The organism is Cellulomonas xiejunii, assembly GCF_024508315.1.
Taxonomy (GTDB): Bacteria; Actinomycetota; Actinomycetes; order Actinomycetales; family Cellulomonadaceae; genus Cellulomonas; species Cellulomonas xiejunii.
The window spans coordinates 1,874,725-1,898,341 of the sequence record NZ_CP101987.1 but is presented as its reverse complement, the minus strand read 5'-3'; the positions used below and the strand labels follow the sequence as shown (position 1 = coordinate 1,898,341).

Genomic DNA, 23,617 nt, shown 5'->3' with positions numbered 1-23,617 from the left:
TCAGGCCAGGAAGAACAGCTGCGTCATCGGCAGGCTCTGCGCCGGCTCGATGTGCGCCGGCTGCCCGTCGAGGGTGACCTTGTACGTCTCGGGGTCGACGTCGACGACCGGCGTGGCGTCGTTGCGGACCATGTGGGCCTTGCCGAGCTGCCGGCACCGCCGCACCGGCAGGATCTGGCTGCGCAGGCCCAGGAGCTCCGGGACACCGGCGTCGATGGCGGCCTGCGACATGAAGGTCACGCGCGTGCTCTGCATGGCCTTGCCGTACGCCCCGAACATCGGCCGGTAGAACACCGGCTGCGGCGTCGGCAGGGACGCGTTCGGCTCCCCCATCAGCGCCCAGCGGATCACCCCGCCCTTGAGCACCATCTTCGGCTTCGCGGCGAACGAGCCCACCGGCCACAGCACGATGTCGGCGAGCTTGCCCGGCTCGAGCGAGCCCAGGTAGTCCGAGATCCCCGCCGTGATGGCCGGGTTGATCGTCACCTTGGCCAGGTAGCGCAGCACCCGGAAGTTGTCGTTCCGCTCCGAGTCCTGCGGGAGCTTGCCGCGCTTGTCCTTGTTGTGGTGGGCGGTCTGGAACGCGCGCGTCACGGACTCGCCGATGCGGCCCATGGCCTGCGAGTCCGACGAGAACATCGAGATGACGCCCTCGTCGTGCAACACGGTCTCCGCGGAGATCGTCTCGGCGCGCACGCGCGAGTCCGCGAACGACACGTCCTCCGGGATGTCGTGCGACAGGTGGTGGCAGACCATCACCATGTCGAGCAGCTCGTCGACCGAGTTGACCGTGTACGGCAGCGTCGGGTTGGTCGACGAGGGCAGCACGTTCGGGTAGCTCGCGAGCTTCATGATGTCCGGCGCGTGCCCGCCGCCGGCGCCCTCGGTGTGGAACGTGTGGATCGTCCGGCCGTCGATCGCCGCCACGGTGTCCTCGACGTACCCGGCCTCGTTGAGGCTGTCGGTGTGCACCGTGACCTGGACGTCGTACTCGTCGGCCACCGACAGCGCGTTGCTGAGGGCAGCAGGGGTGGCGCCGAAGTCCTCGTGCACCTTGAGCGCGGCCGCACCGCCCCTGATCTGCTCGGCCAGCGCCTCGGGCAGCGAGCCGTTGCCCTTGCCGTAGAAGCCCATGCTGACCGACATCTCCTCCGCCGCCTCGAACATGCGGTGCAGGTACCAGACGCCCGGTGTCGTGGTGACGCCGTTCGTCGCGTCGCTGGGCCCGGTGCCGCCCCCGAACAGCGTCGTGATGCCGTTGCTCAGTGCGGCCTCGGCCTGCTGCGGCGAGATGTAGTGCACGTGGGTGTCGATCGCCCCGGCCGTCGCGATGAGGTGCTCGCCGGCGATGACCTCGGTGCCCGTCCCCACGACCAGCCGCGGGTCCACGCCGTCCTGCAGGTGCGGGTTCCCCGACTTGCCGACGCCGACGATGAGGCCGTCCTTCACCCCGATGTCGCCCTTGAGCACGCCGAGGACCGGGTCGAGGATGATCGCGTTGGTGATCACCAGGTCGAGGACGCCCTGCGGGGCCGTGGCGCTGGGGTCGGAGGCCATGCCGTCGCGTGCGGTCTTCCCGCCCCCGTAGACGACCTCGTCGCCGTAGAACCCCTCGTTGAAGTCCTTCTCGATCTCGATGACGAGGTTCGAGTCGGCCAGGTTGACGCGGTCTCCCCGCGTCGGCCCGAACAGGTCCGTGTACTGCTTGCGCGAGATGATCGCCATCAGCCCTTCCTCCCCTGCGTCGTCTTCTTGCCACTCGGAGCCGTCGTCTTCTTGCCACTCGGAGCCGGCGCCGCCGGCGTGCCGTCCTTGAACTCGCACTCCGCCAGCCGGCGCAGGGCGTCAAGACGCTTCTGGCGCGAGTCGAGGCCGCCGTCGACGAGGTTGTTGAACCCGTAGAGCCGCCGCCCGCCGCCGTACGCGGCGAGCGTGACCTCACGCGTGTCCCCCGGCTCGATGCGCACACCGGTGCCCGCGGGGATGTCGAGGTGCATGCCGTAGGCCTTCTCACGCTCGAACAGCAGCGCACGGTTGGCCTCGAAGAAATGGAAGTGCGAGCCGATCTGCACGGCGCGGTCGCCGGTGTTGGAGACCCGCAGCTTGACCTTCGCGCGGTTCGCGTTGATCTCGATGTCGTCCTCGTGGTGGTGGTACTTCGGGCTGCCGAGCATGGTGGTCCCCCTCCGAGCAGTTCTGGGTCCGAGCGGTAGGACGTCAGCCGAGCGCCGACGCGTGGCTGGTGGCGTGCGGGTCCGGGTGCGGCGCGTGCGGCGCGTGCGCGTGCGCGTGGTCGCCGTGCGTGTGGGTGTGATCCCCGTCCGGGCCGTGGGAGTGCGCGTAGCCGTGGCCGTGGTCCGCGTCGAGGCCGGCGGCGATGCCGTCGTGGCCGTGACCGAGGTCGTGCAGGGCCCCGGCCGTGCGCTCCCGCACGACCCGCAGCACCGCCGACGTGGTCATGAGCGGCCCGACGAAGTCGACGTCCGCGAGCGCGTCCGCTTCGGGGCACGCGGTCGCGAACCCCGCCGGGACGACGGCGACGTGCCCGGGGCGCAGCGCACGGACGCGGTCGACGGCGAGCGTCAGGTCGGCCGGCTCCCCGACGCACGCCACGCCGATCTCCAGGCCCGCGCCGTGGACACGGACCAGGTGCGCAACACGGTGCAGCTCGGCGTCGTCGAACGGGGAGGCGCGCGGCGCGGACACGACCAGCCCGGATCCCGGCCACCGGGTCGCGGTCCGCGTCGCCGCGGTGCGCAGCAGCGCGATCAGGTGGTCCGTCGTCCCGAAGGGCTCGCTGAGCGCGACACGCCCGTGCGCGTCGCCTCCCGCGACCCAGCGCAGGGTCCGCGCGGTCTCGGCGATCATGACCGGGTCGCGCCCCCACGTCATGGGCAGCACGACGACGGGCGCGTCCGAGCCGGCCAGGGCAGCGCGGACCTGGCTGAGCAGTGACCTGCCGGGCGTGCTGACGGCGGCCTCGGGCAGCTGCTGCACGACCGGCGCCAGGTCTGCTCCGTCGGCGCTCTCATGGCCGCCCACCAGCACGACGCGGACGGCACCCACCTCAGGCCTGGACAGGGTCGTGGCAGGACACGAGCTTGCTGCCGTCGGGGAACGTCGCCTCGACCTGCAGGAGCGAGACGCGCTCGCGGACACCCGGCATGCAGTCGCCCTCCGAGACCACGCGCTTGCCGAGCTCCATGCACTCCGCGACCGACTTGCCGTCGCGCGCGGCCTCGATGATCGCCTCCGACACGAGCGCCTGCGCCTCGGACACGTTCAGCTTCGTGCCGCGCTGGCGACGGCGTCGCGCGAGCTCGGCCACCTGGTAGATGTACAGCTTCTCGATCTCCCGCGGTGTCAGGTCCATTGCCTACCTCGAGCTCTCGTGAAAACTAGGTCCGCGATTCGGACTACACCAGACACATTACCCCGATGCGGGCGACGCACAACCGACCCGCACAATACGCTCGCCACCAGCGAGAACGCGTCGATCCGCGCCCTGGGCGGAATTCTGGACGCGTGTATCAGACAGTTGTCGTAGACGGTCGTCGTAGACATGCGTCCGAGAAATCCCGACCATTCTCGGCGTGCAGATCGGGCGCTCGCCCCTAGCATCGAATTCATGGATTCCCCACCTACGACGCCGGGCAGCCCCGGCGAACCCGCGCACGGCGCGCACGGTGACGTCGACGGCCACGGCGCGCACGCCACGGACGCCCCGGCGCCGAAGGCGGCCCGCCGCCCGCACGTCGCGCTGTCGGCCGTCGCGCTGGTGTTCGTCGGCGGCGCCGTCGGGGTGGCCGTCCGTGAGGGCTTGACCCTCGACATCCACCCGGTCGACCAGGTCGCGGTGGCGATCCCGGTCGTCAACGTCCTCGCCGCCCTCGTGCTCGGCTACCTGTACGAGGCGCTCGCACGCTCCGCGCCCGGCACGCTGGGCGCCGGGCGCGTGAAGCTCCTCATCGGGACCGGCTTCTGCGGCGGCCTGAGCACGTACAGCTCGTTCGCGACCGACAGCGCCAAACTCCTGCTGGCCGACCGCGCCGGTGCGGCGGCCCTCTATGCGCTGGGAACACTCCTGCTGGGGGCGCTGGCCACCCTCGCCGGCATCGCGATCGGCGCACGCCTGCACCCGCAGCCGGTGAACCACCGTGAGCTGCGCAGCATCGAGGGCCACGCGTGGGGAGGCCGGTCGTGACGGAGCTGCTGCTGCTGACGCTCGCGGGAGGTCTGGGGGCTGTCGTTCGCTACGTCGTCGACGCGTGGATCCGCACGCGCACCGGGTCGGCGACGTTCCCCTGGCCCACGGCGATCATCAACCTCACGGGTTCGCTCGCCCTGGGCCTCCTCACCGGCCTGATCGCGGGTCGGCTGGCGCCCGAGGCGCTCGGCGCGGTCCTGGGCACGGGGTTCCTCGGCGGCTACACCACCTTCAGCACGGCGAGCTACGAGCTGGTCCAGCTCGTGCGCAAGAAGCAGGTGGGAACCGCCCTGGCGTACGGGGTCGGCGTGCTGGTCGCGTCCGTCGCACTCGCCTACCTGGGATTGCGCTGGGCCGCCGACTGGTGATCCGCACGGAGCTCCTGGGGATTCTTTGAGGAGCCGTCGCACTGCAGCCCTCCCGCAGCGCGCGCATAATCCCATCCCTGTGATTCGCGCTCCCTGCCGGGCGAGAGTTTCGCCGACAGGTCCGACGATCGCGGGGCCCGTTACGCCTTTCTCTCCGCAACCAGCGCCGCACCCTGCGACGTCAGTGCCGCAAGCCGCGAAAGCGCGCGGAAGTACTTCTTGCGGTAACCGCCTGCCAGCATGTCCGCCGTGAACAGGTCCGTGCCGTCGCCCGACGCGACGACGGGCACGTCCCGGTCGTAGAGCCGGTCCACCAGGACGACGAATCGCAGGGCGACGTCCTGCCGGTCGATCCCGTGCACACCGGTCAGGCCGACCACGTCCACCCCGTCGAGGAGCGCGCCGTAGCGGCTGGGGTGCACGGACGCCAGGTGCGCCAGCAGTGCGTCGAAGTCGTCGAGCGCCCCGCCGGGGCGCGCGCTGACGGCGGCGCGCACGGCGTCCGCGTCGAGCAGCGCGGCGTCCGTCGTGACGACGCGGTGGCGGTGGTCCTCCCCGTCGATCCGCAGGACCTCGAAGCGCGCGGCGAGCGCCTGGATCTCGCGCAGGAAGTCCTCCGCGGCGAACCGCCCCTCGCCGAGCGACTCGGGCAGCGTGTTCGACGTCGCGGCGATCGCGACGCCGCGGTCGGCGAGCTCGCGCAGCAGACGCGACATCAGCACGGTGTCGCCCGGGTCGTCGAGCTCGAACTCGTCGATGCACACCAGGCGCCGCTCGCCCAGCGCGTCGACCGTGGCCGCGAACCCGAGCGCCCCGACCAGGTTCGTCAGCTCGACGAACGTCCCGTACGCGACGCGCTCGGGCCCGACCGCGTGCGCCAGGGCCGCGAGCAGGTGTGTCTTGCCGACCCCGAAGCCGCCGTCCAGGTACACCGCGGGGGCGCTCGCGGCCGCGCGCCGGCGCCACCACGAGCCGCCGGTCCGCGTGGGTGCCGCGAGCGCGTCGGCGACCTCGCGCAGCCGGTCGCGCACCTCGCGCTGCGACGCGTGCGCCGGGTCGGGCTCGTAGGTGTCGAAGGACTCCCGCGCGAAGTGCTGCGGTGGCACGAGCTCGGCCAGCAGGCGTTCGGTGGGCACCTTGGGGTGCCGCACCGTCAGCGACACGGCGCCGCGGTCCGACGAGCCGGCGGGGTTCACGGGACGGGCTGCGCTCACCGGGTCGACGATACGTCCCACGACCGGCGCGCCCCAGGCGCCTCGCGTTCGACAGCCGCGGCCGCCCGGGGGCACCGGTGTCCAGCCTGCGAGAGAGCGTCTCACGCACCGGACATAGGGTCCCGATTCACCCGGACGCGTGCCACGCTCGTCACGTGAGCCTCCCCGGGAACCGTGCCATGTGTCGGTGCTGTCGCGCCGCCGCGGTCCCGTGTGCCTGCTGTCCGCGGAACCGCTGACCCGCCCCGTATCTCCCCGACGGGCGCGTGGTCCGCGCCCGTCCCCACGACCTGTGTCGTGCGCGGCCGCGTGAGCACGCCCCCCAGCACCCCGGAGGTGGCGCCCCATGGCGCAGACCACGTCCCGCTCCCCTGTCGTCCCTCCCGCCAAGCGTCCCGAGGGGCAGTGGGCCTTCGACCAGCGCGAGCCCCTCAACGCCAACGAGGCGCTCAAGCAGCAGGACGACGGCCTCAACGTCCGGCGCCGCATCGAGACGGTCTACGCCCGTGAGGGCTTCGCCTCGATCCCCGGCGACGACCTGCGCGGCCGCATGCGCTGGTGGGGTCTGTACACCCAGCGCCGCCCCGGCATCGACGGCGGCCGCACGGCGACGCTCGAGCCGCACGAGCTCGAGGACGAGTACTTCATGCTCCGCGTGCGCTGCGACGGCGGCACGCTGAACCTGCGCCAGCTGCGCACCATCGCCGGTGTCTCGCAGGAGTTCGGGCGCGGCACGGCCGACATCACCGACCGGCAGAACATCCAGCTCCACTGGATCCGCATCGAGGACGTCCCGGAGATCTGGCGCCGGTTGGAGTCCGTCGGTCTGTCGACCCAGGAGGCGTGCGGGGACGTGCCGCGCGTCATCATCGGCTCCCCGGTCGCGGGGGTCGCGGCCGACGAGATCATCGACGGCACCCCGGCCATCGAGGCCATCCGTGACCGGTACATCGGCGATCCCGCGTACTCCAACCTGCCGCGCAAGTTCAAGACGGCCATCAGCGGGTCCCCGCACCAGGACGTCGCGCACGAGATCAACGACGTGGCGTTCGTCGGCGTCGCGCACCCCGAGCTCGGCCCCGGCTTCGACCTGTGGGTGGGCGGCGCGCTGTCGACCAACCCCATGCTCGGCAAGCGGCTGGGTGCGTTCGTCACGCTCGAGCAGGTGCCCGAGGTGTGGAGCGGCGTCGTGGGGATCTTCCGCGACTACGGCTACCGCCGGCTGCGTACCCGCGCCCGCCTGAAGTTCCTGCTCGCGGACTGGGGCACCGAGGTCTTCCGTCAGGTGCTCGAGACCGAGTACCTCGGCCGCGCGCTGCCCGACGGCCCCGAGCCCCCGCCGCCGCCGACGGGCAGCCGGGACCACGTCGGCGTGCACCCCCAGAAGGACGGCCGGTTCTACGTCGGCGCCGCTCCCGCCGTGGGACGCGTCTCCGGCCCCGTGCTCACCGCGCTCGCCGACCTCGTGGAGGAGGCAGGCTCCGACCGGGTCCAGCTGACGACCGAGCAGAAGCTCGTGGTGCTGGACGTCGACGCACCGCGCGTCGACGCGCTCGTCGACGGGCTCGAGTCCCTCGGGCTGCGGGTGCGCACCGCGTCGACCTTCCGCCGCGGCACCATGGCCTGCACGGGCATCGAGTTCTGCAAGCTCGCGATCGTGGAGACCAAGGGCCGCGCGACCGCCCTGGTCGGCGAGCTCGAGCGCCGGCTGCCGACGTTCGACCAGCCGATCACGATCAACGTCAACGGCTGCCCCAACTCGTGCGCCCGCATCCAGACCGCCGACATCGGCCTCAAGGGCGTCCTCGCGGGCGACGAGGAGGGCTACCAGGTGCACCTCGGCGGCGGTCTGGGACTGACGAGCGGGCTCGGCCGGACGCTGCGCGGCCTGCGCGTGCCGTCCTCGGAGCTGCCGGACTACGTCGAGCGCGTCACGCGCCGCTTCGACGAGCAGCGGCAGCCCGGCGAGCTCTTCGCGCAGTGGGCGCACCGTGCCGACGAGGCGGACCTGCGATGAGCGAGCCGGATGCCGGCCAGCGCGCCGTGCCCTACTACTGCCCGTTCTGCGCGGGGGAGGACCTGTGGCCGGCCGGCGAGACGCACGGCCAGTGGGAGTGCCGCTCGTGCGCGCGTGCGTTCGCGCTGCGCTTCCTCGGCCTGGTGGGTGCGCGATGAGCGCGACGACGCGTCCGGTGACCGAGCTGACGCCCGACGAGCTGCGAGCGCTGGCGGAGCAGGCGGGCCGTGACCTCGAGGGCGCGCACCCGGGCGACGTCCTGCGATGGGCGCGCGCCGTGTTCGGCTCCGACCTCGTGCTGGCCTCGTCGATGGGTGACGAGGTGCTCGTCGACATCGCGGCGAAGGCCGCGCCGGGCATCGACGTCATCTTCCTGGACACCGGCTACCACTTCGCCGAGACGCTCGGCACGCGCGACTACTACGCCGACTTCACGGACGTGAACCTGCGCACGGTCCTGCCGCTGCGCACCGTCGCGGAGCAGGACGCCGAGCACGGTCCGCGCCTCCACGAGCGGGACCCGAACCTGTGCTGCGCGCTGCGCAAGGTCGAGCCGCTCGAGCGCGGCCTCGCTCCCTACACGGCATGGGTCACCGGCATGCGCCGCGAGGACGCCCCCACGCGCACCGACATCACGGTCGTCGGGTGGGACGCCCGGCGGTCCAAGGTCAAGCTCAACCCCCTGGCCGCGTGGACCTGGGGCGACGTGAACGCGTACGTCGCGGAGCACCACGTGGTGCTCAACCCGCTGCGTGAGCTGGGGTACGCCTCGATCGGCTGCGCGCCCTGCACGCGCGCGGTCGCACCGGGTGAGGACCACCGGGCCGGACGCTGGGCAGGCACGAACAAGACGGAATGCGGGCTGCACACATGACGACGATCTCCACCGACACCCCCACCGTGGTCGGGGCCCCCGGCACCCCGCGGCTGACCCAGCTGGACGCCCTGGAGTCCGAGGGCATCCACGTGATGCGTGAGGTCGCGGGTGAGTTCGAGCGACCCGTGCTGCTGTTCTCCGGCGGCAAGGACTCGATCGTCATGCTGCACCTCGCGCGCAAGGCCTTCTGGCCCGCGCCGGTGCCGTTCCCCGTCATGCACGTCGACACCGGGCACAACTTCCCGGAGGTCATCGAGTACCGGGACCGCACGGTCGCCGAGCTCGGTCTGCGCCTCGTCGTGGCCAGCGTCCAGGACGCGATCGACGACGGCCGCGTGGTCGAGCGCCCCGGCGGCTCACGCAACCCGCTGCAGACGGTGCCGCTGCTCGACGCGATCACCGCGCACCGGTTCGACGCCGTGTTCGGCGGCGGGCGACGCGACGAGGAGAAGGCGCGGGCCAAGGAGCGGATGTTCTCCCTGCGGGACGAGTTCGGGCAGTGGGACCCGCGCCGGCAGCGACCCGAGCTGTGGGACCTCTACAACGGGCGCCACAAGCAGGGCGAGCACGTGCGCGTGTTCCCGCTGTCGAACTGGACCGAGCTCGACGTGTGGCGGTACATCGAGCGCGAGGGCATCGACCTGCCGGACATCTACTTCACGCACGAGCGCGACGTGTTCGCGCGCGACGGCATGTGGCTCACCGCGGGTTCCTGGGGCGGGCCGCGTCCCGACGAGCACGTCGAGCGGCGGCATGTCCGCTACCGGACGGTCGGCGACATGAGCTGCACCGGCGCCGTCGACTCGACGGCCGCCGACGTCGCGGACGTCATCGCCGAGGTGGCCGCGAGCCGGCTCACCGAGCGCGGCGCGACCCGCGCGGACGACCGAGCCTCCGAGGCCGCCATGGAGGACCGCAAGCGCGAGGGGTACTTCTGATGGGCACGCACGCACCGGCCGGGCTGGCACAGCCCGCGCCGTCCGACGTCACCGCGGTCGTCGACCTCGACGACCACACGCAGCGCGACCTCCTGCGGCTGGCGACCGCAGGCTCCGTCGACGACGGCAAGAGCACCCTCATCGGCCGGCTGCTGTACGACACGAAGTCGGTGCTGGCCGACCAGCTGTCGGCGGTCGAGCGCGCCACGGCCGCCCGCGGCGGGGGCGGCGCGGGCGTCGACCTCGCGCTGCTGACCGACGGTCTGCGGGCCGAGCGCGAGCAGGGCATCACGATCGACGTCGCGTACCGCTACTTCTCGACGGCCCGCCGCGCGTTCGTCCTGGCGGACACGCCCGGCCACGTGCAGTACACGCGCAACATGGTCACGGGCGCCTCGACCGCCGAGCTGGCGATCGTGCTCGTCGACGCCCGCAAGGGCGTGCTGGAGCAGACGCGTCGGCACGCGGCGCTGACCGCGCTGCTCGGGGTGCCGAACGTCGTGCTCGCGGTCAACAAGATGGACCTCGTGGGCTTCGACGAGGCCACGTTCCGCTCGATCGCCCGCGAGTTCGCGGACTACGCGCACGTGCTCGGGCTGCCCGCCGTGCACGCCGTGCCGCTGTCGGCGCTCGACGGTGACAACGTCGTCGACCGGTCGGTGCGCGCTCCCTGGTACGACGGGCCGACGCTCCTCGAGCTGCTCGAGAGCGTGCCGGTCGCCCGCGACGCGTCCACCGAGCCGCTGCGCCTGCCCGTGCAGTACGTCATCCGTCCGCGCACGCCGGAGCACCCGGACTACCGCGGGTACGCGGGCAAGGTCGCCTCGGGCGTCGTCCGGGTCGGCGACGAGCTGCGCGTGCTGCCGTCGGGACGCACGAGCCGCGTCGTCGCCCTCGACACGTTCGACGGGCCGCTGGAGGCCGCCGACGCGCCGCGGTCGGTGACCGTGCGGCTCGCCGACGACCTCGACGTCGCGCGCGGCGACGTCCTCGTGCCCGCCGCCGAGCACGTGGCGACGGGCCAGGACCTCGTCGGGACGGTCTGCTGGCTGACCGAGCGCCGCTCGGTCCCCGGCGCCCGGGTCCTGGTGCGTGTCGGCACGCGCACGGTGCGGGGCCTGCTGCGCGAGGTCGACGCCCGGCTGGACGTCGACACCCTCACGGTCGAGCAGTGGGACCCGGTCGACACGCTGCACACCATCGACGCGACCGACACCTCCACCGAGGCCGCGCCGCGGTCGCTGGGGCTCAACGCGATCGGACGGGCCCGGCTGCGGCTGGCCGAGCCCGTCGTGCTCGACGACTACGCGACCCACCGGCGGACCGGCGGGTTCCTCGTGGTGGACCCGGCCGACGGCAGCACGCTCGCGGCCGGGCTGATCGGCCCCACGCTGCTGGACAGGCTCGCCCCGGTACGGGCGAACGAGCGCGACGACGACTGGCTCGCCGGGGCGGGGATATGACGACGCGGCACCCCCTGCTGCTGGACCTCGCGGGCCGCCGGGTCGTGGTCGTCGGCGGCGGTCCGGTCGCCGCCCGCCGGACGCGCGGCGTGCTCGCGGACGGCGCCGACGTGCACGTCGTCGCGCCTGCGCTCTGCGAGGACCTGGCGGACCTCGCCGCGGCCGGTGCTGTCACGTGGCACGCCCGCGAGTACGCGCCCGGCGACCTCGCCGACGCGTGGCTGGTCCACACCGCGACGGGCGAACGGCGCACGGACGACGCGGTGGCAGCCGAGGCCGAGGCCGCACGCACCTGGTGCGTGCGCGCCGACGACGCCGCCGCGTCGACGGCCTGGACCCCGGCCGTCGCCCGCGCGGGCGACGTGACGGTCGCGGTGGGCGCGGGCGGCGACCCACGCCGCGCGGTCGCGCTGCGCTCCGCGCTGCAGGTGCAGCTCGACACCGGGGCCCTCCCCCTGCGTCGTCGTCGCCCGGGGGCGGGGCACGTCACGCTCGTCGGCGGCGGACCCGGCGACCCGGGCCTCATCACGACGCGCGGTCGCCGCGCGCTCGCCGAGGCGGACGTCGTCGTCGTCGACCGGCTCGCGCCGCGCGCGCTGCTCGACGAGCTCGAGCCGGACGTCGAGGTGGTCGAGGCCGGCAAGGCCCCGCACGCGCACACGCTCACGCAGAGCGAGATCAACGTGCTGCTCGTCGAACGCGCCCGCGCCGGGCAGCGGGTCGTGCGACTCAAGGGCGGCGACCCGTTCGTGCTCGGCCGCGGCGGGGAGGAGCTGGCCGCCTGCCGCGCCGCCGGCGTGGCGGTGGAGGTCGTCCCCGGCGTCACGAGCGCCATCGCCGTGCCCGGCGCGGCCGACATCCCCGTGACCCACCGCGACGTCGCCCGCCAGGTCACGATCGTCTCGGCGCACGACGCCGACACCGACTGGCAGACGCTGGCGCGGCTGCGCGGCACGCTCGTCCTCCTCATGGGTGTGGGCCGCCTCGCGGAGCACATGTCGCGCCTCGCCTCGCACGGGCTCGACCCGGCCACGCCCGTGGCGGTCGTCGAGGACGGCACCCTGCCGACCCAGCGCACGACGCTCGGCACGCTCGCCGACATCGCCGCCCGTGCGCAGGAGGTCGGTGTCCGTAACCCGGCGGTCGTGGTGGTGGGGGCCGTGGCCTCCCTGGCCGCCGCTCTGCAGGGCGAGGGCGACACCACTGCCGTGGTCGCGGCGAGATCGGCAGGTCAGGCGGCCGCGCCCGGCGCGGCGCGCGTGACGTCGCGGAGCTGAGCGCGGCGCACGCCGAGGAGCACGACGACGGCCGCGCCGCGCAGGACGACCGACGCCACGAGCGCGACCGGCGCGGACGCCTCCCGGACCCGCCCGGCCATGGCGGCTCCCCCCGTCGGGCGCCACCGGTGGCGCCTCGCGTGCTGCGGCGGGCCGTGCCCCTAGCCTGGGCGCGTGCCCGCCGACGTCGAGCTCGACCTCCTGGTGCCCGCGCGCGACGACCGGCGGCTCGCTGCGCCGCCGGGCGACGGCGACCTCGTGCGCCTCTTCGCGCGTGAGCGTGCCGACGCACGCGTCCGCGCGAACATGGTGGCGAGCATCGACGGTGCTGCGACCGGGACCGACGGTCGTTCCGGCTCGCTCGGCACACCGGCGGACCGCCGGGTGTTCGCGGTGCTCCGGGCCCTGGCCGACGTCGTGCTCGTCGGGGCCGGCACCGTGCGGGCCGAGGGCTACCGGGAGCTCCCGGTCGCCGCCCACCTGCGCGCCGCGCGTGAGGCCGCCGGGCTGGCACCACGGATCGAGCTCGCCGTGGTCACCCGCCGCGGCGACGTGCCGAGGGGCCTGCGAGGCGGCCCCCACCCGCCGTTCGTCGTGACGGGAGCGGGCGGCGCCGAGCGGGCCCGCGCAGCGGTCGGGGCCGACCGGGCACTGGTCGTGCCGGGCGCACGTGACCCCGACTCCCCCGATCTGCGGGCGGCCGTCCACGTCCTGGGTGCGCGGGGCCTGCGGCACGTGCTGGCCGAGGGCGGACCGCGCCTGCTGGCCGACCTGCTCGCCGCCGACGTCGTCGACGAGCTGTGCCTGACGACCAGCCCGCTGCTGCTCGCGGGCGACGCGCCCCGGCCCGCGATGGGCGCGTCCGCGCTCGACCCGGCCCGTCGGGCGTGGCTGCGCCACCTGCTGCACGCGAGCGACGGCACGCTCCTGGCCTGCTGGGACCTGCGTGCACCCGTAGGCTCGGGGACGTGACCGCCACCATCCTCGTCCTCACCGAGGACACCCTCGCCGAGTCCGACGTCCGCCAGATCGTGGGTCTGCACCCCGACGAGACGCCCAGCTACCGGGTGCTCGTGCCCGCCGACACCGAACGCCCCCTCGTCCCCTGGATCATCGACGCACTGAGCATGGGCGAGCTGCGCGAGGCCTGGGACCGGGCTACCGGCCACGAGCCCAGCCGCACGCAGGCGCGCGAGACCGCGGCGCAGCAGATCGCCGGCAGCGTCGCGGCGTTCACCGCCGCGGGACGGACCGCGACGGGTGAGGTCACGGACGACGACCCGTTGCCCGCACTGCGCAGCGCCGTCGCCGGCGGTGACGTGCGTGAGGTCGTCGTCGTGACGTACCCGCACATGGTGGAGGACACCTTCCACACCGACTGGGCCTCGCGGGCCCGCGAGGAGCTGCACGTCCCCGTGCTCCACCTCTACTCGGGGACCAGCGAGCTCGGCTGACCGGCCGTCGCAGAGGCGCACCTCAGCGCAGGGGGTACCCCGCGCGCTCCACGGTGCGACGCGCCAGCACGTCCAGGGAGTCGACGTACCGGTCGTCGGCGAGCAGGTCGTGCGCGGCGGCGACGACCGACAGCTCGGTGCACCCGAGGACGACGACGTCGGCCCCGCGCGCGCGCAGCCGGTCGGCGACGGCGTGCAGCGCCGCGACGTCGGCCGGCAGACCGGCCTTGACCTGGTCGTAGATGATCCCCATGACGGCCTCCTGGTCGGCGTCGTCGGGGACCAGGGTCTGCAGGCCGCGCACCTCGAAGGCCCGCTGGTACACGTGCGCGGCGAGGGTACCGCTCGTCGCGAGGACGCCCACGCGGGCCGTGCCGGGCCGGGCTGCGACCTCGTCGGCCGTCTCGTCCACGATGCTGAGCACCGGCACGTCGACGGCGGCCGCGACCTCGTCGGTGAAGTGGTGCGCGGTGTTGCACGGGACGACCACGAAGCCGACGCCGAGCCGCTCGAGGCGCCGGGCGTCGTCCGCCATGACGGGCCCCGGGTCCTCGTCCGAGCGCCCCAGGATGTACGCCGTGCGGTCCGGGATCGTCGAGTGCTGGAGCACGACCAGGTCGACGTGGTCCTGGTCGCGCTCGGCGGCGGTGTGCCGGACGACGAGGTCGAGGAAGCACACCGTCGCGGCCGGGCCGACGCCGCCGATGACGCCGACCTCGACCCGGCCGCGGGCCGGTGCCACGCTCACGCGCCGCCCGTCGGGTAGTACCGCCGGTACTTGCGCACCTGGTTGGCCTGCGCGACCGCAAGGTACGCCAGCCGCCGCGGGTCGGTCTCGGCGCGGTACCACAACGGGTTGGTGGCGCGTCCGGCGCGCCCCAGCGCGCGGGTGCGCGCACGCAGCGCCGGGTCGGCGACGTACCGGCGCAGGAGCCACCGTGGCAGCACCGTGTACAGGTGCGGCTCGGTGAGGTGGTCGGGGGCGCCGTCCGGCAGCGGGTCGAGCCCCTGGACGTGCTCGCGCACGTACAGCTCGGCGGTGTTGCGCCCGCCGGCGGTGAGGTAGAAGTTCGACCGCCCGAGCCGCGGGTTGAGCTCGAAGAACACCGTGCGCCCGTCACGCGGGTCGTACTTCAGGTCGAAGTTGGCGTAGCCGGTCCACCCGAGGTGCTCGAGCAGCCGGACCGCCTGCGCGACGATCTGCTCGTCGTGCCCCGTGATGATGCCGGCCGGGTTCCCCAGTGCGCCCGGGGTGTGCTCCTCGAGGAGCACGTGCCCGAACCCGGAGAACCGCACCGTGCCGCCCGCGTCGCTGTAGCACGTGAGGATCCGCATGCCGGAGTCGTCGCCCGGGATGAGGTCCTGCACGACGAACCGACCCTGGTACCCCGACGCCTGCACGCGGGCGAGCAGGTCGGCGAGCTGCGCGGGCGAGTCGACGGTGAAGACCTTCTTCTTCCCCGGGAACTCGACCAGGTGGTACGCCGCGGTGTCCGCGGCCTTGGCGATCACCGGGAAGCGCAGCGCCGAGGTGTCCGGCGTGCCACCGCCCTGCACGTCGTGCACGACGGTCGCGGGGTGGTCGATGCCGAGCTCGGCGCAGAGCTCGCCGAAGAGCACCTTGTCCGTGACCCGGTCGAGCGTCGCCACGTCGACGTACGGGATCGTGTAGAGGTCCTCGAGCTGCGCGCGGTTCTCGACGATCGTGCGGACCAGCCAGTCGGCGCTGCCGAGCAGCACCCGGTCGGTGCCGGGGTGCTGCTCCGCGACCTCCCGCAGGCGTCGGACCACGGTCGGCCCGTCGTCGATCCCCGGTTCCACGACGTTCTCGAGGATCCGGGAGTGCCGCACGAGGCCCGTCGAGACCGACGACACCACGACCGAGCGCACGCCGTACGCCTCGTGGAACGTGCGCGCCAGCGAGTACGCACCCACGTCGCCGCCCAGGACGACCGGCTGCAGCCGCGGCGCGGGGACCTGTGCCCCCGTGCGCCGGCTCACCAGGTCTGCTCGGCGCGGTCGCCGGACCAGTCCGTGTGGAAGGTCCCGTCGCGGTCCGTGCGGCGGTACGTGTGCGCACCGAAGAAGTCCCGCTGCGCCTGGATGAGGTTGGCGGGCAGCCGCTCGGCGCGCACGCCGTCGTAGTACGCGAGGGACGACGAGAAGGCGGGCGTCGGGACGCCGTGCGCGGCCGCAGCGGACACGACACGACGCCACGCGGCGACGCCGTTCGCGACGGCCGCCGTGAAGTACGGGTCCGCCAGGAGCAGCGGCAGGTTCGGGTCGCGCTCGTACGCCTGCGTGATGCGGTCGAGGAACTTGGCGCGGATGATGCAGCCGCCCCGCCAGATCCGTGCCATCGCACCCCGGTCGATGTCCCAGCCGTACTGCGCGCTGGCGGCCGCGATCTGGTCGAAGCCCTGCGAGTAGGCCACGACCTTCGACGCGTACAGCGCCAGGCGGACGTCCTCCATGAACGCGCCGGGGTCGGGGATGTTCCACGCCAGGGTGTCGGCCGGCAGGACGCCGCGTGCGGCAGCGCGCTGCGGCGCGGAGCCGGACAGCGCCCGTGCGAACGTGGCCTCGGCGATGCCGGTGATCGGCACGCCCAGCTCGAGGCCGTTCTGGACGGTCCAGCGGCCGGTGCCCTTCTGCTCGGCGGCGTCGGCGACGACGTCGACGAACGGGCGCCCGGTCGCGGCGTCGGTGTGCGCGAGGACCTCGGCGGTCACCTCGATGAGGAACGACTCCAGGTCACCGGTGTTCCACGCCGCGAAGACCTCACCGATCTCCGGCGCGGACGCACCGAGGCCGCTGCGGAGCAGGTCGTACGCCTCGGCGATGAGCTGCATGTCGGCGTACTCGATGCCGTTGTGCACCATCTTGACGAAGTGCCCGGCTCCGTCAGGCCCGACGTGCGTGCAGCACGGCACGCCGTCGACCTTCGCCGAGATCGCCTCGAGGATCGGGCCCAGCGACTCGTAGGACTCCGTCGTCCCGCCGGGCATGATCGACGGGCCGTTGAGCGCACCCTCCTCGCCGCCCGACACACCCGTGCCCACGAAGTGCAGGCCCTTGTCGCGCAGGGCCGCCTCCCGGCGGATCGTGTCGGGGAAGTGCGCGTTGCCGGCGTCCACGACGATGTCACCGGGCTCCAGCAGCGGCACGAGCTCGTCGATCACGGCGTCGGTCGGGGCACCGGCCTGCACCATGACGACGACCTTGCGCGGCCGCGCGAGGGACGCCACGAAGTCCGCCATCGACTCCGACGGGACGAACGTGCCGTCGCTCGCGTGGTCGGCGACCAGCGACTGCGTGCGCGCGTACGTGCGGTTGTGGACGGCGACCGTGTACCCGTGCCGCGCGAAGTTGCGGGCCAGGTTGCGGCCCATGACGGCCAACCCGGTGACGCCGATCTGCGCGGTTCCGACGGCCGACGACGGGACTGACATCACAGAGCGCTCCTTCATGCCGGGTGAGCACGCGACACCGTGTGGCGGTGCCGCGCCTGGGGGCCGGCACCGGCACGAGCGAGACGTGCGGATGCGTCGACGAGCCTAGTGCGCGCAGGGCCGCGCGCCGTCGGCGTGCCGGGGACCGAGACGCGCGGCGTCACCGTACGCTCGCCGCGTGACCCCAGCCGGACCCGAGGACGTCCCCGCCGAGTTCGTCCGTGCCCTGCGTTCACTGCGTGGTGTACCCCTGCGGCCCGAGATCGTGCTCGACGAGGTACCCGGTCCCGCCCGGATCGCGCCGTTCTCGGCTGCGCTCACGGCCGAGGTCCGGACCGCACGTCGTTCGGTCGCCGCGGAGGACCTGGCCTCGGGGCGCTTCGTCGTGCTGTACGACCCCGAGGGCCAGGAGGCGTGGGAGGGGTCGTTCCGGCTCGTCACGCTCGTGCGGGCGAGCCTCGAGGCCGAGGTCGGTGCGGACCCCCTGCTCGCGGAGGTCGCGTGGTCGTGGTTCCGCGACGCGCTGGCGTCGGCGGGCGTCGACCCGCACGCGGCCGGCGGCACCGTGACGCGCGTGCTGTCGCAGAGCTTCGGCGCGCTCGACCGGCGCGACGAGCAGACCGAGCTGGAGATCCGCGCGTCGTGGACGTCCTGGGACGAGCAGCTCGGACCGCACCTGACGGCCTGGTCGACCCTGATGTGCACGGCCGCGGGTCTGCCGCCGCTGCCCGAGGGCGTCGTGCCGCTCCCGCGCCGCTGAGGGCGCTCATGCACCGGCTCAAGTCCGTCGCCACCGCTGCCGATGCACCGGACGTGACCATCGAGCCTCTTCGACGCGACGTCCGAGACCTCCCGGCACGTCGGGCGCCGGGCGTCGCCGCCCTGCCCACGACGCGGCGCATGACCCCGACCACCGGCCCCGCCCGTCACCCCATGTGCGTGGTCGTCACGCAGATCGCCGACGGTGAGGGCGAGACCCTGGTCCGGGCCCTGCGCCGGCGGGGCGCCCACCGCGTGGTGGTGCTCGCTCGGCGCGCCGGCCGTCAGGAGCTGCGCACGCTGCTCGCCGGCGGGCTGCGTGGGGGCGTCGCCAGCACGACGGAGGCGTCAGCCGCCCCGCAGCGCCAGGCACCCGCGCCGTCGCTGCCGACCGCCGAGCTCAGCGCGCGCGAGCTCAGCGTGCTGGCGCGTGTCGCCGAGGGGCGCACGAACCGTCTCATCGGCGAGGAGCTGGGCCTGTCGGCCCTCACGGTCAAGAGCCACCTCGCGCGCATCTCGCGCAAGCTCGGCACGGGCGACCGGGCGGAGCTGGTCGCCATCGCGATCCGCACCCGGATGATCGACTGAACGTCCCGACGGACCGGTCGCAGGTGGTCGCAGCGGGCATGACGTCGACGCCCGTGCGGACGGGCGCCCGTGTCGCGGCACGCACGACGCGCCCCGCGGCTGCACGGAGGCACCGCCGCAGTCGCCTACGGTTGTGGGCATGAAGGCCGAGGCGTCGCGGGACACCACAGGTGCGGACGAGCGCCCTGACGTGACAGAGCCCGTCGTCGTCCCGTTGCTCGAACCCGCGGACGGCGTCCCGGCCGTCGTCGCCACGCCGGCGGCGCTCGAGGCGACGATCGCGGCGTTCGCCGCGGGGACCGGCCCGGTCGCCGTCGATGCCGAGCGGGCGTCCGGCTACCGCTACGGGCAGCGCACCTACCTCGTGCAGCTGCGGCGTGAGGACGCGGGTACGGCCCTCATCGACCCGATCGCACTGCCGGACCTGTCCGCCCTGTCGGATGCTCTCGTCGGCGTCGAGTGGGTGCTGCACGCGGCCTCCCAGGACCTGCCGGGTCTCGCGGAGCAGGGCATGCACCCGTCCCGCGTCTTCGACACCGAGCTCGCGGCGCGGCTGCTGGGCATGGAGCGCGTCGGGCTCGCCGCGGTCGTCGCCGACACGCTGGGGCTGGGGCTGGCCAAGGAGCACTCCGCCGTGGACTGGTCGACCCGCCCCCTGCCGGCGGAGTGGCTGCGGTACGCCGCCCTCGACGTGGAGGTGCTGGTCGAGGTCCGGCAGGTGCTGGCCGAGCGGCTCGCCGTGTCGGGGAAGGCGGAGTGGGCGCGCCAGGAGTTCGAGGCGGTCCGGACGGCGCCGCCGGCGGCTCCCCGTGCCGAGCCGTGGCGGCGGGTCTCCGGCCTCCACAACGTCCGCGACAGGCGGCGCCTCGCCGTCGTCCGCGAGCTGTACGCGACGCGTGACCGCAACGCCCGCGAGCGCGACATCTCCCCCGGCCGTGTCCTGCCCGACGCTGCGATCGTCGCGGCGGCCCAGGCGCTGCCCCGCACGGTGGGGCAGCTGGTCGCGCTGCCGCCCTTCGCGGGCAAGGGGACGCGTCGGCGGGCCGCGCTGTGGCAGTCGGCGATCGACCGTGCCGTCGCGCTGCCCGACGACGAGCTGCCCAGCGCGCGAGGTCCTGCGACCGACGGACCGCCGCCGGCCCGCGTGTGGGCCGACCGCGACCCCGCCGCAGCGCGCCGGCTCGCGGCAGCCCGCGCGCTCGTCGCGGACCTCTCGCTGGAGCACACCGTCCCGGTGGAGAACCTGGTGCAGCCCGACCTGCTGCGGCGTCTGTGCTGGTCGCCGCCCAGGCCGGCGGACGAGGCCGGCATCGCTGCGGCGATGACGGCAGGTGGTGCGCGCGCGTGGCAGGTCGAGCTGCTCGCCGGACGTCTGGCGACGGAGCTCGCCGACTCCTGAGGTCCGCCGGGGACGCGGCCGTCTTGCGCCGCTAGTTACTCTTGAGTAACTTCGCCTGTCCAGGGACGATGGTCCCTGCCCACGCACCCCGCGCAGCGCTGCGCGCCGCTCCCCCGGACACCGCCGTCCCCCAGGAGGACCGATGCCGATCACGTCCCACCCCGACGCCCGGGTGCCCGCCGCCCGCCGTGTCGTCTTCGTCGACGGGGTACGCACCCCGTTCGGCCGCGCCCGGAAGGACGGCCTGTACGCGCACACGCGCGCCGACGACCTGGCCGTCAAGACCGTCCGGGAGCTGCTGCGCCGCCACCCGCAGCTGCCCGCCGAGCGCGTCGACGACGTGGCGCTGGCAGCCACGACCCAGCAGGGCGACCAGGGACTGACGCTCGGCCGCACGGTCGCGATGCTCGCGGGCCTGCCGGCGACGGTCCCCGGGTTCGCGATCGACCGCATGTGCGCGGGTGCCATGACGGCCGTGACGACGACGGCCGCCGCGATCGGTTTCGGCGCGCAGGACGTCACCATCGCAGGCGGCGTCGAGCACATGGGTCACCACCCCATGGGCTTCGACGCCGACCCGAACCCGCGGTTCCTCGCCGAGCGGCTGGTGGCGCCCGACGCGCTGAACATGGGGGTGACCGCGGAGAACCTGCACGACCGTTTCCCGGCCCTGACGCGCGAGCGCGCCGACGCGTACGGCGTCGCCAGCCAGGAGAGGTACGCCGCCGCCCTCGCCGCCGGGCACATCGAGCCGGACCTCGTGCCCGTCGCGCTGCGCGACCCGGAGCACGGCTGGGGCCTGGCCACCGCGGACGAGCCCCCGCGCCCCGGCACCACGGTCGAGGCGATCGCCGCCCTGCCGACGCCGTTCCGGCCCGGTGGACGGGTCACCGCCGGCACGTCCGCCCCGCTGACCGACGGCGCGGCCGCGTGCCTGCTGGCTGCCGAGGACGTCGCCGTGGAGCTCGGTCTGCCGGTGCGCATGCGCCTGGTGTCGTTCGCCTACGCCGGCGTCGAGCCCGAGGTCATGGGCCTGGGCCCGGTGCCTGCGACCCACAAGGCGCTCGAGCGTGCCGGGCTGACGATCGACGACATCGGGCTGATCGAGATCAACGAGGCGTTCGCGGTCCAGGTGCTGTCGTTCCTCGACGCGTTCGGCATCGCCGACGACGACCCGCGCGTCAACCCGTACGGCGGCGCCATCGCGGTGGGCCACCCCCTCGCGTCGTCCGGCGTGCGGCTGATGACGCAGCTCGCGCGCCAGTTCGAGCAGCACCCCGAGGTCCGGTACGGCATCACGACGATGTGCGTCGGACTGGGCCAGGGCGGCACCGTCGTCTGGGAGAACCCGAGCTTCGACGCCGAGGAGGCCGCCCGATGAGCACGTCCGCACCGCGCCCCGAGCGCGTCACCCACTCCCTCGTACGCGACGTGCGCCTGCCGGGCGACCTGGGCACCCTCGCGCTCGTCACGCTGGACAACGGCCTGGACCACACCAAGCCGACCACCCTCGGCCCCCAGGGCATCGCCGAGCTCACGTCCGTGCTCCGCGCGCAGCAGGAGCGCGCGCACGCCGGGCAGATCGCGGCGCTGGCCGTGACCGGCAAGCCGTACTTCCTCGCCGCAGGCGCCGACCTCATGCAGGTCGCCGGCGTCACGACGCGCGACGAGGCGCTCGCGCTGGGTCGCCGCGGGCACGAGGCGTACCGGCTCCTGGGCGAGCTGGGCGTCCCCACCTTCGCGTTCGTCAACGGCGTCGCCCTCGGCGGTGGCCTCGAGGTCGCGCTCAACTGCGACTACCGCACGGCGTCCGCCGACGTGCGGGCCCTCGCCCTGCCCGAGACCGGGCTCGGCCTCGTGCCGGGCTGGGGCGGCGCGTACCTCGTGCCGCGGCTCGTGGGCATCGAGAAGGCCCTGGAGGTCGTCCTCACACGCCCGGGCGCCAACAAGCCGTACACCGCGCAGCAGGCCGCCCAGATCGGCCTCGTCGACGCCGTGCTGGACCCGGCGGACTTCCTCGAGGAGTCGGTGCGCTGGGCGGCGCGCGTGCTGTCGGGCGAGGTCACGGTGGAGCGACGCCCGCTCGACGACGCCGCGACGTGGGACGCCGCCGTGGCGGCCGCACGCGCCCGCCTCGACGCGGTCGTCCACGGGTCGCGTCCGGCACCGGGGCGTGCGCTCGACCTCATGGCCGCCGCGCGCGACGCCGACAAGGACAGCGCGTTCGCGGCCGAGGACGAGGCGCTGGCCGACCTCATCCTGAGCGACGAGATGCGCGCGAGCGTCTACGCGTTCGGCCTGGTCCAGGGCGGCAAGAAGCCGACGGGCGCGCCCGACGGGCAGCTGGCGCGGCCGGTCACGCGGGTCGGCGTGGTCGGCGCGGGGCTCATGGCCGCGCAGATCGCACTGCTGTTCGCACAGCGGCTCGGCGTGCCCGTCGTCATGCGGGACCTCGACGAGGCCCGCGTCGAGCAGGGCCTTCGGACCGTCCGCTCCACGGTCGAGCGCCTCGTGTCCTCGGGACGCATGACGTCCGACGCGGGCGCACGCATCGTCGCGCAGGTCACCGGGTCGACGGACATCGCCGTCTTCGCCGGCTGCGACCTGGTGATCGAGGCCGTCACCGAGGTGCTCGACCTGAAGAAGCGGGTCTTCGCGGAGCTCGAGGGCGTCGTCGCGCCGGACACGATCCTCGCGACGAACACCTCGGCCTTGTCGGTCACGCGCATGGCAGCCGACCTCCAGCACCCCGAGCGCGTCGTCGGGCTGCACTTCTTCAACCCCGTCGCGGCGATGCCGCTCGTCGAGGTGGTGCAGGCGGAGCGCACCGCAGACGAGGCGCTGGCGACGGCGTTCGCCGTGGTCGCCCGGCTGCGCAAGACCGCCGTCCTCGTCAAGGACCGCCCCGGGTTCGTCGTCAACCGCCTGCTGGTGCTGCTGCTCGGCATCATCGTCGACGCCGTCGAGCACGGGACGCCGGTCGAGGAAGCAGACCGGGCGCTGGACCCGCTCGGCCTGCCGATGCCGCCCTTCGAGCTGTTCGACCTCGTCGGCCCCGCGGTCGGCCTGCACGTCCTGACCTCGCTCCGCGAGGACCTGGGCGAGCGGTTCCCCCGCTCCCCCGGCCTCGAGAAGCTCGTCGCCGAGGGCGCGCGCGTCGTCACACCCGCACCCGCCAAGGGCCTGCCCCAGGGTGTCGACCCGGCCGTGCAGGCGGTCTTCGACGCGGCCCGCGAGGCTCCTGCCGACGCCACCCCGCTCGACCGGGCCGGGGTGCTCGACGCCGTCCTGACCGCCCTCACGGTCGAGGTCGGCCTCATGCTCGAGGAAGGCGTCGTGGCCACGCCGCAGCAGATCGACCTCTGCATGATCCTGGGCGCCGGGTGGGGCTTCCACCTCGGGGGCATCACGCCGCACCTGGACCGCACCGGCTACAGCGAGCGGGTCCTTGGCCGCCGCCTCCTGCCGGACGGCATGGCCAACGTCCCGACCCCCTGACCCGCTCCCCAGAACTGGATTGCTCTCTCACCCCGTGGTGAGAGAGCAATCCAGCCACCCCCAGTGGTGAGAGAGCAATCCAGCCACCCTCACGGTCGTGAGAGAG

Annotated in this window: 24 protein-coding genes; 15 read left to right on the top strand and 9 right to left on the bottom strand. The window is 73.9% G+C overall.

Going from position 1 to position 23,617, the window contains the following annotated elements:
* Genes ureC through NP048_RS08685 form a run of 4 tightly spaced genes read right to left on the bottom strand, consistent with a single transcriptional unit; the run spans nt 1 to nt 3,373 of the window.
* Complete coding sequence (gene ureC, locus NP048_RS08700; protein ID WP_227578600.1) at nt 1-1,725, bottom strand: urease subunit alpha; 1,725 nt, start codon at nt 1,723-1,725, stop codon at nt 1-3.
* Nucleotides 1,725-2,174, bottom strand: a complete 450-nt coding sequence (locus tag NP048_RS08695) for an urease subunit beta (protein WP_227578599.1) — start codon at nt 2,172-2,174, stop codon at nt 1,725-1,727. The genes ureC and NP048_RS08695 overlap by 1 nt, the downstream gene beginning before the upstream one ends.
* A gap of 43 nt (nt 2,175-2,217) precedes the next feature.
* Entirely contained in the window at nt 2,218-3,066 is an 849-nt protein-coding gene (locus NP048_RS08690) for a hypothetical protein (RefSeq protein WP_227578598.1), read from the bottom strand.
* Between the two features lies 1 nt (nt 3,067).
* Entirely contained in the window at nt 3,068-3,373 is a 306-nt protein-coding gene (locus tag NP048_RS08685; RefSeq protein WP_227578597.1) for an urease subunit gamma, read from the bottom strand.
* Nucleotides 3,374-3,628: 255 nt separating this feature from the next.
* On the opposite strand from NP048_RS08685, the gene NP048_RS08680 reads away from it, so the two are divergent.
* Together NP048_RS08680 and crcB are read left to right on the top strand one after the other, a co-directional pair.
* Nucleotides 3,629-4,204 carry a fluoride efflux transporter FluC gene (locus tag NP048_RS08680; protein ID WP_227578596.1) on the top strand — a complete coding sequence of 192 codons (576 nt, stop codon included), beginning with the start codon at nt 3,629-3,631 and terminating at the stop codon, nt 4,202-4,204.
* Nucleotides 4,201-4,575: a fluoride efflux transporter CrcB gene (gene crcB, locus NP048_RS08675; protein WP_227578595.1), complete on the top strand. Its 375-nt coding sequence runs from the start codon at nt 4,201-4,203 to the stop codon at nt 4,573-4,575. Before NP048_RS08680 ends, crcB begins: the two co-directional genes overlap by 4 nt.
* A 140-nt stretch (nt 4,576-4,715) precedes the next feature.
* Here the strand turns inward: crcB and zapE are convergent, their stop codons facing one another.
* On the bottom strand, nt 4,716-5,789 hold the full coding sequence (zapE, locus tag NP048_RS08670; RefSeq protein ID WP_372456852.1) for a cell division protein ZapE: 1,074 nt from the start codon (nt 5,787-5,789) through the stop codon (nt 4,716-4,718).
* Between the two features lie 346 nt (nt 5,790-6,135).
* Between zapE and NP048_RS08665 the strand changes: the two genes are divergently transcribed.
* The 6 genes from NP048_RS08665 to cobA are packed head-to-tail and all read left to right on the top strand — an operon-like array spanning nt 6,136 to nt 12,361.
* Entirely contained in the window at nt 6,136-7,806 is a 1,671-nt protein-coding gene (locus NP048_RS08665) for a nitrite/sulfite reductase (RefSeq protein WP_227578594.1), read from the top strand.
* A complete protein-coding gene (locus tag NP048_RS08660) occupies nt 7,803-7,964 on the top strand; it encodes a hypothetical protein (protein WP_191779252.1) in 162 nt (53 codons plus the stop codon). Before NP048_RS08665 ends, NP048_RS08660 begins: the two co-directional genes overlap by 4 nt.
* Nucleotides 7,961-8,680 carry a phosphoadenylyl-sulfate reductase gene (locus NP048_RS08655; RefSeq protein WP_227578593.1) on the top strand — a complete coding sequence of 240 codons (720 nt, stop codon included), beginning with the start codon at nt 7,961-7,963 and terminating at the stop codon, nt 8,678-8,680. Before NP048_RS08660 ends, NP048_RS08655 begins: the two co-directional genes overlap by 4 nt.
* Complete coding sequence (cysD, locus tag NP048_RS08650) at nt 8,677-9,621, top strand: sulfate adenylyltransferase subunit CysD (RefSeq protein ID WP_227578592.1); 945 nt, start codon at nt 8,677-8,679, stop codon at nt 9,619-9,621. The genes NP048_RS08655 and cysD overlap by 4 nt, the downstream gene beginning before the upstream one ends.
* A complete protein-coding gene (locus NP048_RS08645; protein ID WP_227578591.1) occupies nt 9,621-11,084 on the top strand; it encodes a sulfate adenylyltransferase subunit 1 in 1,464 nt (487 codons plus the stop codon). The genes cysD and NP048_RS08645 overlap by 1 nt, the downstream gene beginning before the upstream one ends.
* Complete coding sequence (gene cobA, locus NP048_RS08640) at nt 11,081-12,361, top strand: uroporphyrinogen-III C-methyltransferase (RefSeq protein ID WP_227578590.1); 1,281 nt, start codon at nt 11,081-11,083, stop codon at nt 12,359-12,361. Before NP048_RS08645 ends, cobA begins: the two co-directional genes overlap by 4 nt.
* Here cobA and NP048_RS08635 read toward each other — a convergent pair.
* Nucleotides 12,316-12,462 carry a hypothetical protein gene (locus tag NP048_RS08635; protein ID WP_227578589.1) on the bottom strand — a complete coding sequence of 49 codons (147 nt, stop codon included), beginning with the start codon at nt 12,460-12,462 and terminating at the stop codon, nt 12,316-12,318. The two genes, cobA and NP048_RS08635, sit on opposite strands and share 46 nt — an antisense overlap.
* A 73-nt stretch (nt 12,463-12,535) precedes the next feature.
* On the opposite strand from NP048_RS08635, the gene NP048_RS08630 reads away from it, so the two are divergent.
* Both NP048_RS08630 and NP048_RS08625 read left to right on the top strand, forming a co-directional pair.
* Nucleotides 12,536-13,333 carry a dihydrofolate reductase family protein gene (locus NP048_RS08630; protein WP_227578588.1) on the top strand — a complete coding sequence of 266 codons (798 nt, stop codon included), beginning with the start codon at nt 12,536-12,538 and terminating at the stop codon, nt 13,331-13,333.
* Nucleotides 13,330-13,815 carry a hypothetical protein gene (locus tag NP048_RS08625; RefSeq protein ID WP_227578587.1) on the top strand — a complete coding sequence of 162 codons (486 nt, stop codon included), beginning with the start codon at nt 13,330-13,332 and terminating at the stop codon, nt 13,813-13,815. The genes NP048_RS08630 and NP048_RS08625 overlap by 4 nt, the downstream gene beginning before the upstream one ends.
* Nucleotides 13,816-13,837: 22 nt before the next feature.
* On the opposite strand, the gene cuyB is transcribed toward NP048_RS08625, so the two are convergent.
* Genes cuyB through gndA form a run of 3 tightly spaced genes read right to left on the bottom strand, consistent with a single transcriptional unit; the run spans nt 13,838 to nt 17,267 of the window.
* Entirely contained in the window at nt 13,838-14,563 is a 726-nt protein-coding gene (gene cuyB / locus NP048_RS08620) for a cysteate racemase (RefSeq protein WP_227578586.1), read from the bottom strand.
* Entirely contained in the window at nt 14,560-15,816 is a 1,257-nt protein-coding gene (locus NP048_RS08615; RefSeq protein ID WP_227578585.1) for a carboxylate--amine ligase, read from the bottom strand. The genes cuyB and NP048_RS08615 overlap by 4 nt, the downstream gene beginning before the upstream one ends.
* Nucleotides 15,813-17,267: an NADP-dependent phosphogluconate dehydrogenase gene (gndA, locus tag NP048_RS08610; protein WP_227578584.1), complete on the bottom strand. Its 1,455-nt coding sequence runs from the start codon at nt 17,265-17,267 to the stop codon at nt 15,813-15,815. The genes NP048_RS08615 and gndA overlap by 4 nt, the downstream gene beginning before the upstream one ends.
* A 178-nt stretch (nt 17,268-17,445) precedes the next feature.
* Here gndA and NP048_RS08605 point away from each other — a divergent pair, with 178 nt between their 5' ends.
* From NP048_RS08605 to NP048_RS08585, 5 genes are all read left to right on the top strand, one after another.
* Nucleotides 17,446-18,027: a DUF3000 domain-containing protein gene (locus tag NP048_RS08605; RefSeq protein ID WP_227578583.1), complete on the top strand. Its 582-nt coding sequence runs from the start codon at nt 17,446-17,448 to the stop codon at nt 18,025-18,027.
* Between the two features lie 140 nt (nt 18,028-18,167).
* Nucleotides 18,168-18,614, top strand: a complete 447-nt coding sequence (locus NP048_RS08600; RefSeq protein WP_255620471.1) for a LuxR C-terminal-related transcriptional regulator — start codon at nt 18,168-18,170, stop codon at nt 18,612-18,614.
* A 139-nt stretch (nt 18,615-18,753) separates the two neighbouring features.
* Nucleotides 18,754-20,013, top strand: coding sequence for an HRDC domain-containing protein (locus NP048_RS08595; protein ID WP_227578582.1), 1,260 nt, complete (start codon nt 18,754-18,756; stop codon nt 20,011-20,013).
* A 142-nt stretch (nt 20,014-20,155) separates the two neighbouring features.
* The gene (locus NP048_RS08590) at nt 20,156-21,394 is read left to right on the top strand and encodes a thiolase family protein (protein WP_227578581.1); all 1,239 of its coding nucleotides are present in this window, start codon (nt 20,156-20,158) and stop codon (nt 21,392-21,394) included.
* Complete coding sequence (locus tag NP048_RS08585) at nt 21,391-23,511, top strand: 3-hydroxyacyl-CoA dehydrogenase NAD-binding domain-containing protein (protein WP_227578580.1); 2,121 nt, start codon at nt 21,391-21,393, stop codon at nt 23,509-23,511. Before NP048_RS08590 ends, NP048_RS08585 begins: the two co-directional genes overlap by 4 nt.
* The last annotated feature ends 106 nt before the right edge of the window (nt 23,512-23,617 follow it).

Bases quoted from the DNA above. Each gene is read 5' to 3' on its own strand.
- ureC (WP_227578600.1), bottom strand. From the start codon at position 1,725: ATGGCGATCATCTCGCGCAAGCAGTACACGGACCTGTTCGGGCCGACG.
- NP048_RS08695 (WP_227578599.1), bottom strand. From the start codon at position 2,174: ATGCTCGGCAGCCCGAAGTACCACCACCACGAGGACGACATCGAGATC.
- NP048_RS08685 (WP_227578597.1), bottom strand. From the start codon at position 3,373: ATGGACCTGACACCGCGGGAGATCGAGAAGCTGTACATCTACCAGGTG.
- NP048_RS08680 (WP_227578596.1), top strand. From the start codon at position 3,629: ATGGATTCCCCACCTACGACGCCGGGCAGCCCCGGCGAACCCGCGCAC.
- NP048_RS08665 (WP_227578594.1), top strand. From the start codon at position 6,136: ATGGCGCAGACCACGTCCCGCTCCCCTGTCGTCCCTCCCGCCAAGCGT.
- NP048_RS08660 (WP_191779252.1), top strand. From the start codon at position 7,803: ATGAGCGAGCCGGATGCCGGCCAGCGCGCCGTGCCCTACTACTGCCCG.
- NP048_RS08655 (WP_227578593.1), top strand. From the start codon at position 7,961: ATGAGCGCGACGACGCGTCCGGTGACCGAGCTGACGCCCGACGAGCTG.
- cysD (WP_227578592.1), top strand. From the start codon at position 8,677: ATGACGACGATCTCCACCGACACCCCCACCGTGGTCGGGGCCCCCGGC.
- NP048_RS08645 (WP_227578591.1), top strand. From the start codon at position 9,621: ATGGGCACGCACGCACCGGCCGGGCTGGCACAGCCCGCGCCGTCCGAC.
- cobA (WP_227578590.1), top strand. From the start codon at position 11,081: ATGACGACGCGGCACCCCCTGCTGCTGGACCTCGCGGGCCGCCGGGTC.
- NP048_RS08635 (WP_227578589.1), bottom strand. From the start codon at position 12,462: ATGGCCGGGCGGGTCCGGGAGGCGTCCGCGCCGGTCGCGCTCGTGGCG.
- gndA (WP_227578584.1), bottom strand. From the start codon at position 17,267: ATGTCAGTCCCGTCGTCGGCCGTCGGAACCGCGCAGATCGGCGTCACC.
- NP048_RS08600 (WP_255620471.1), top strand. From the start codon at position 18,168: ATGACCCCGACCACCGGCCCCGCCCGTCACCCCATGTGCGTGGTCGTC.
- NP048_RS08595 (WP_227578582.1), top strand. From the start codon at position 18,754: ATGAAGGCCGAGGCGTCGCGGGACACCACAGGTGCGGACGAGCGCCCT.
- NP048_RS08590 (WP_227578581.1), top strand. From the start codon at position 20,156: ATGCCGATCACGTCCCACCCCGACGCCCGGGTGCCCGCCGCCCGCCGT.
- NP048_RS08585 (WP_227578580.1), top strand. From the start codon at position 21,391: ATGAGCACGTCCGCACCGCGCCCCGAGCGCGTCACCCACTCCCTCGTA.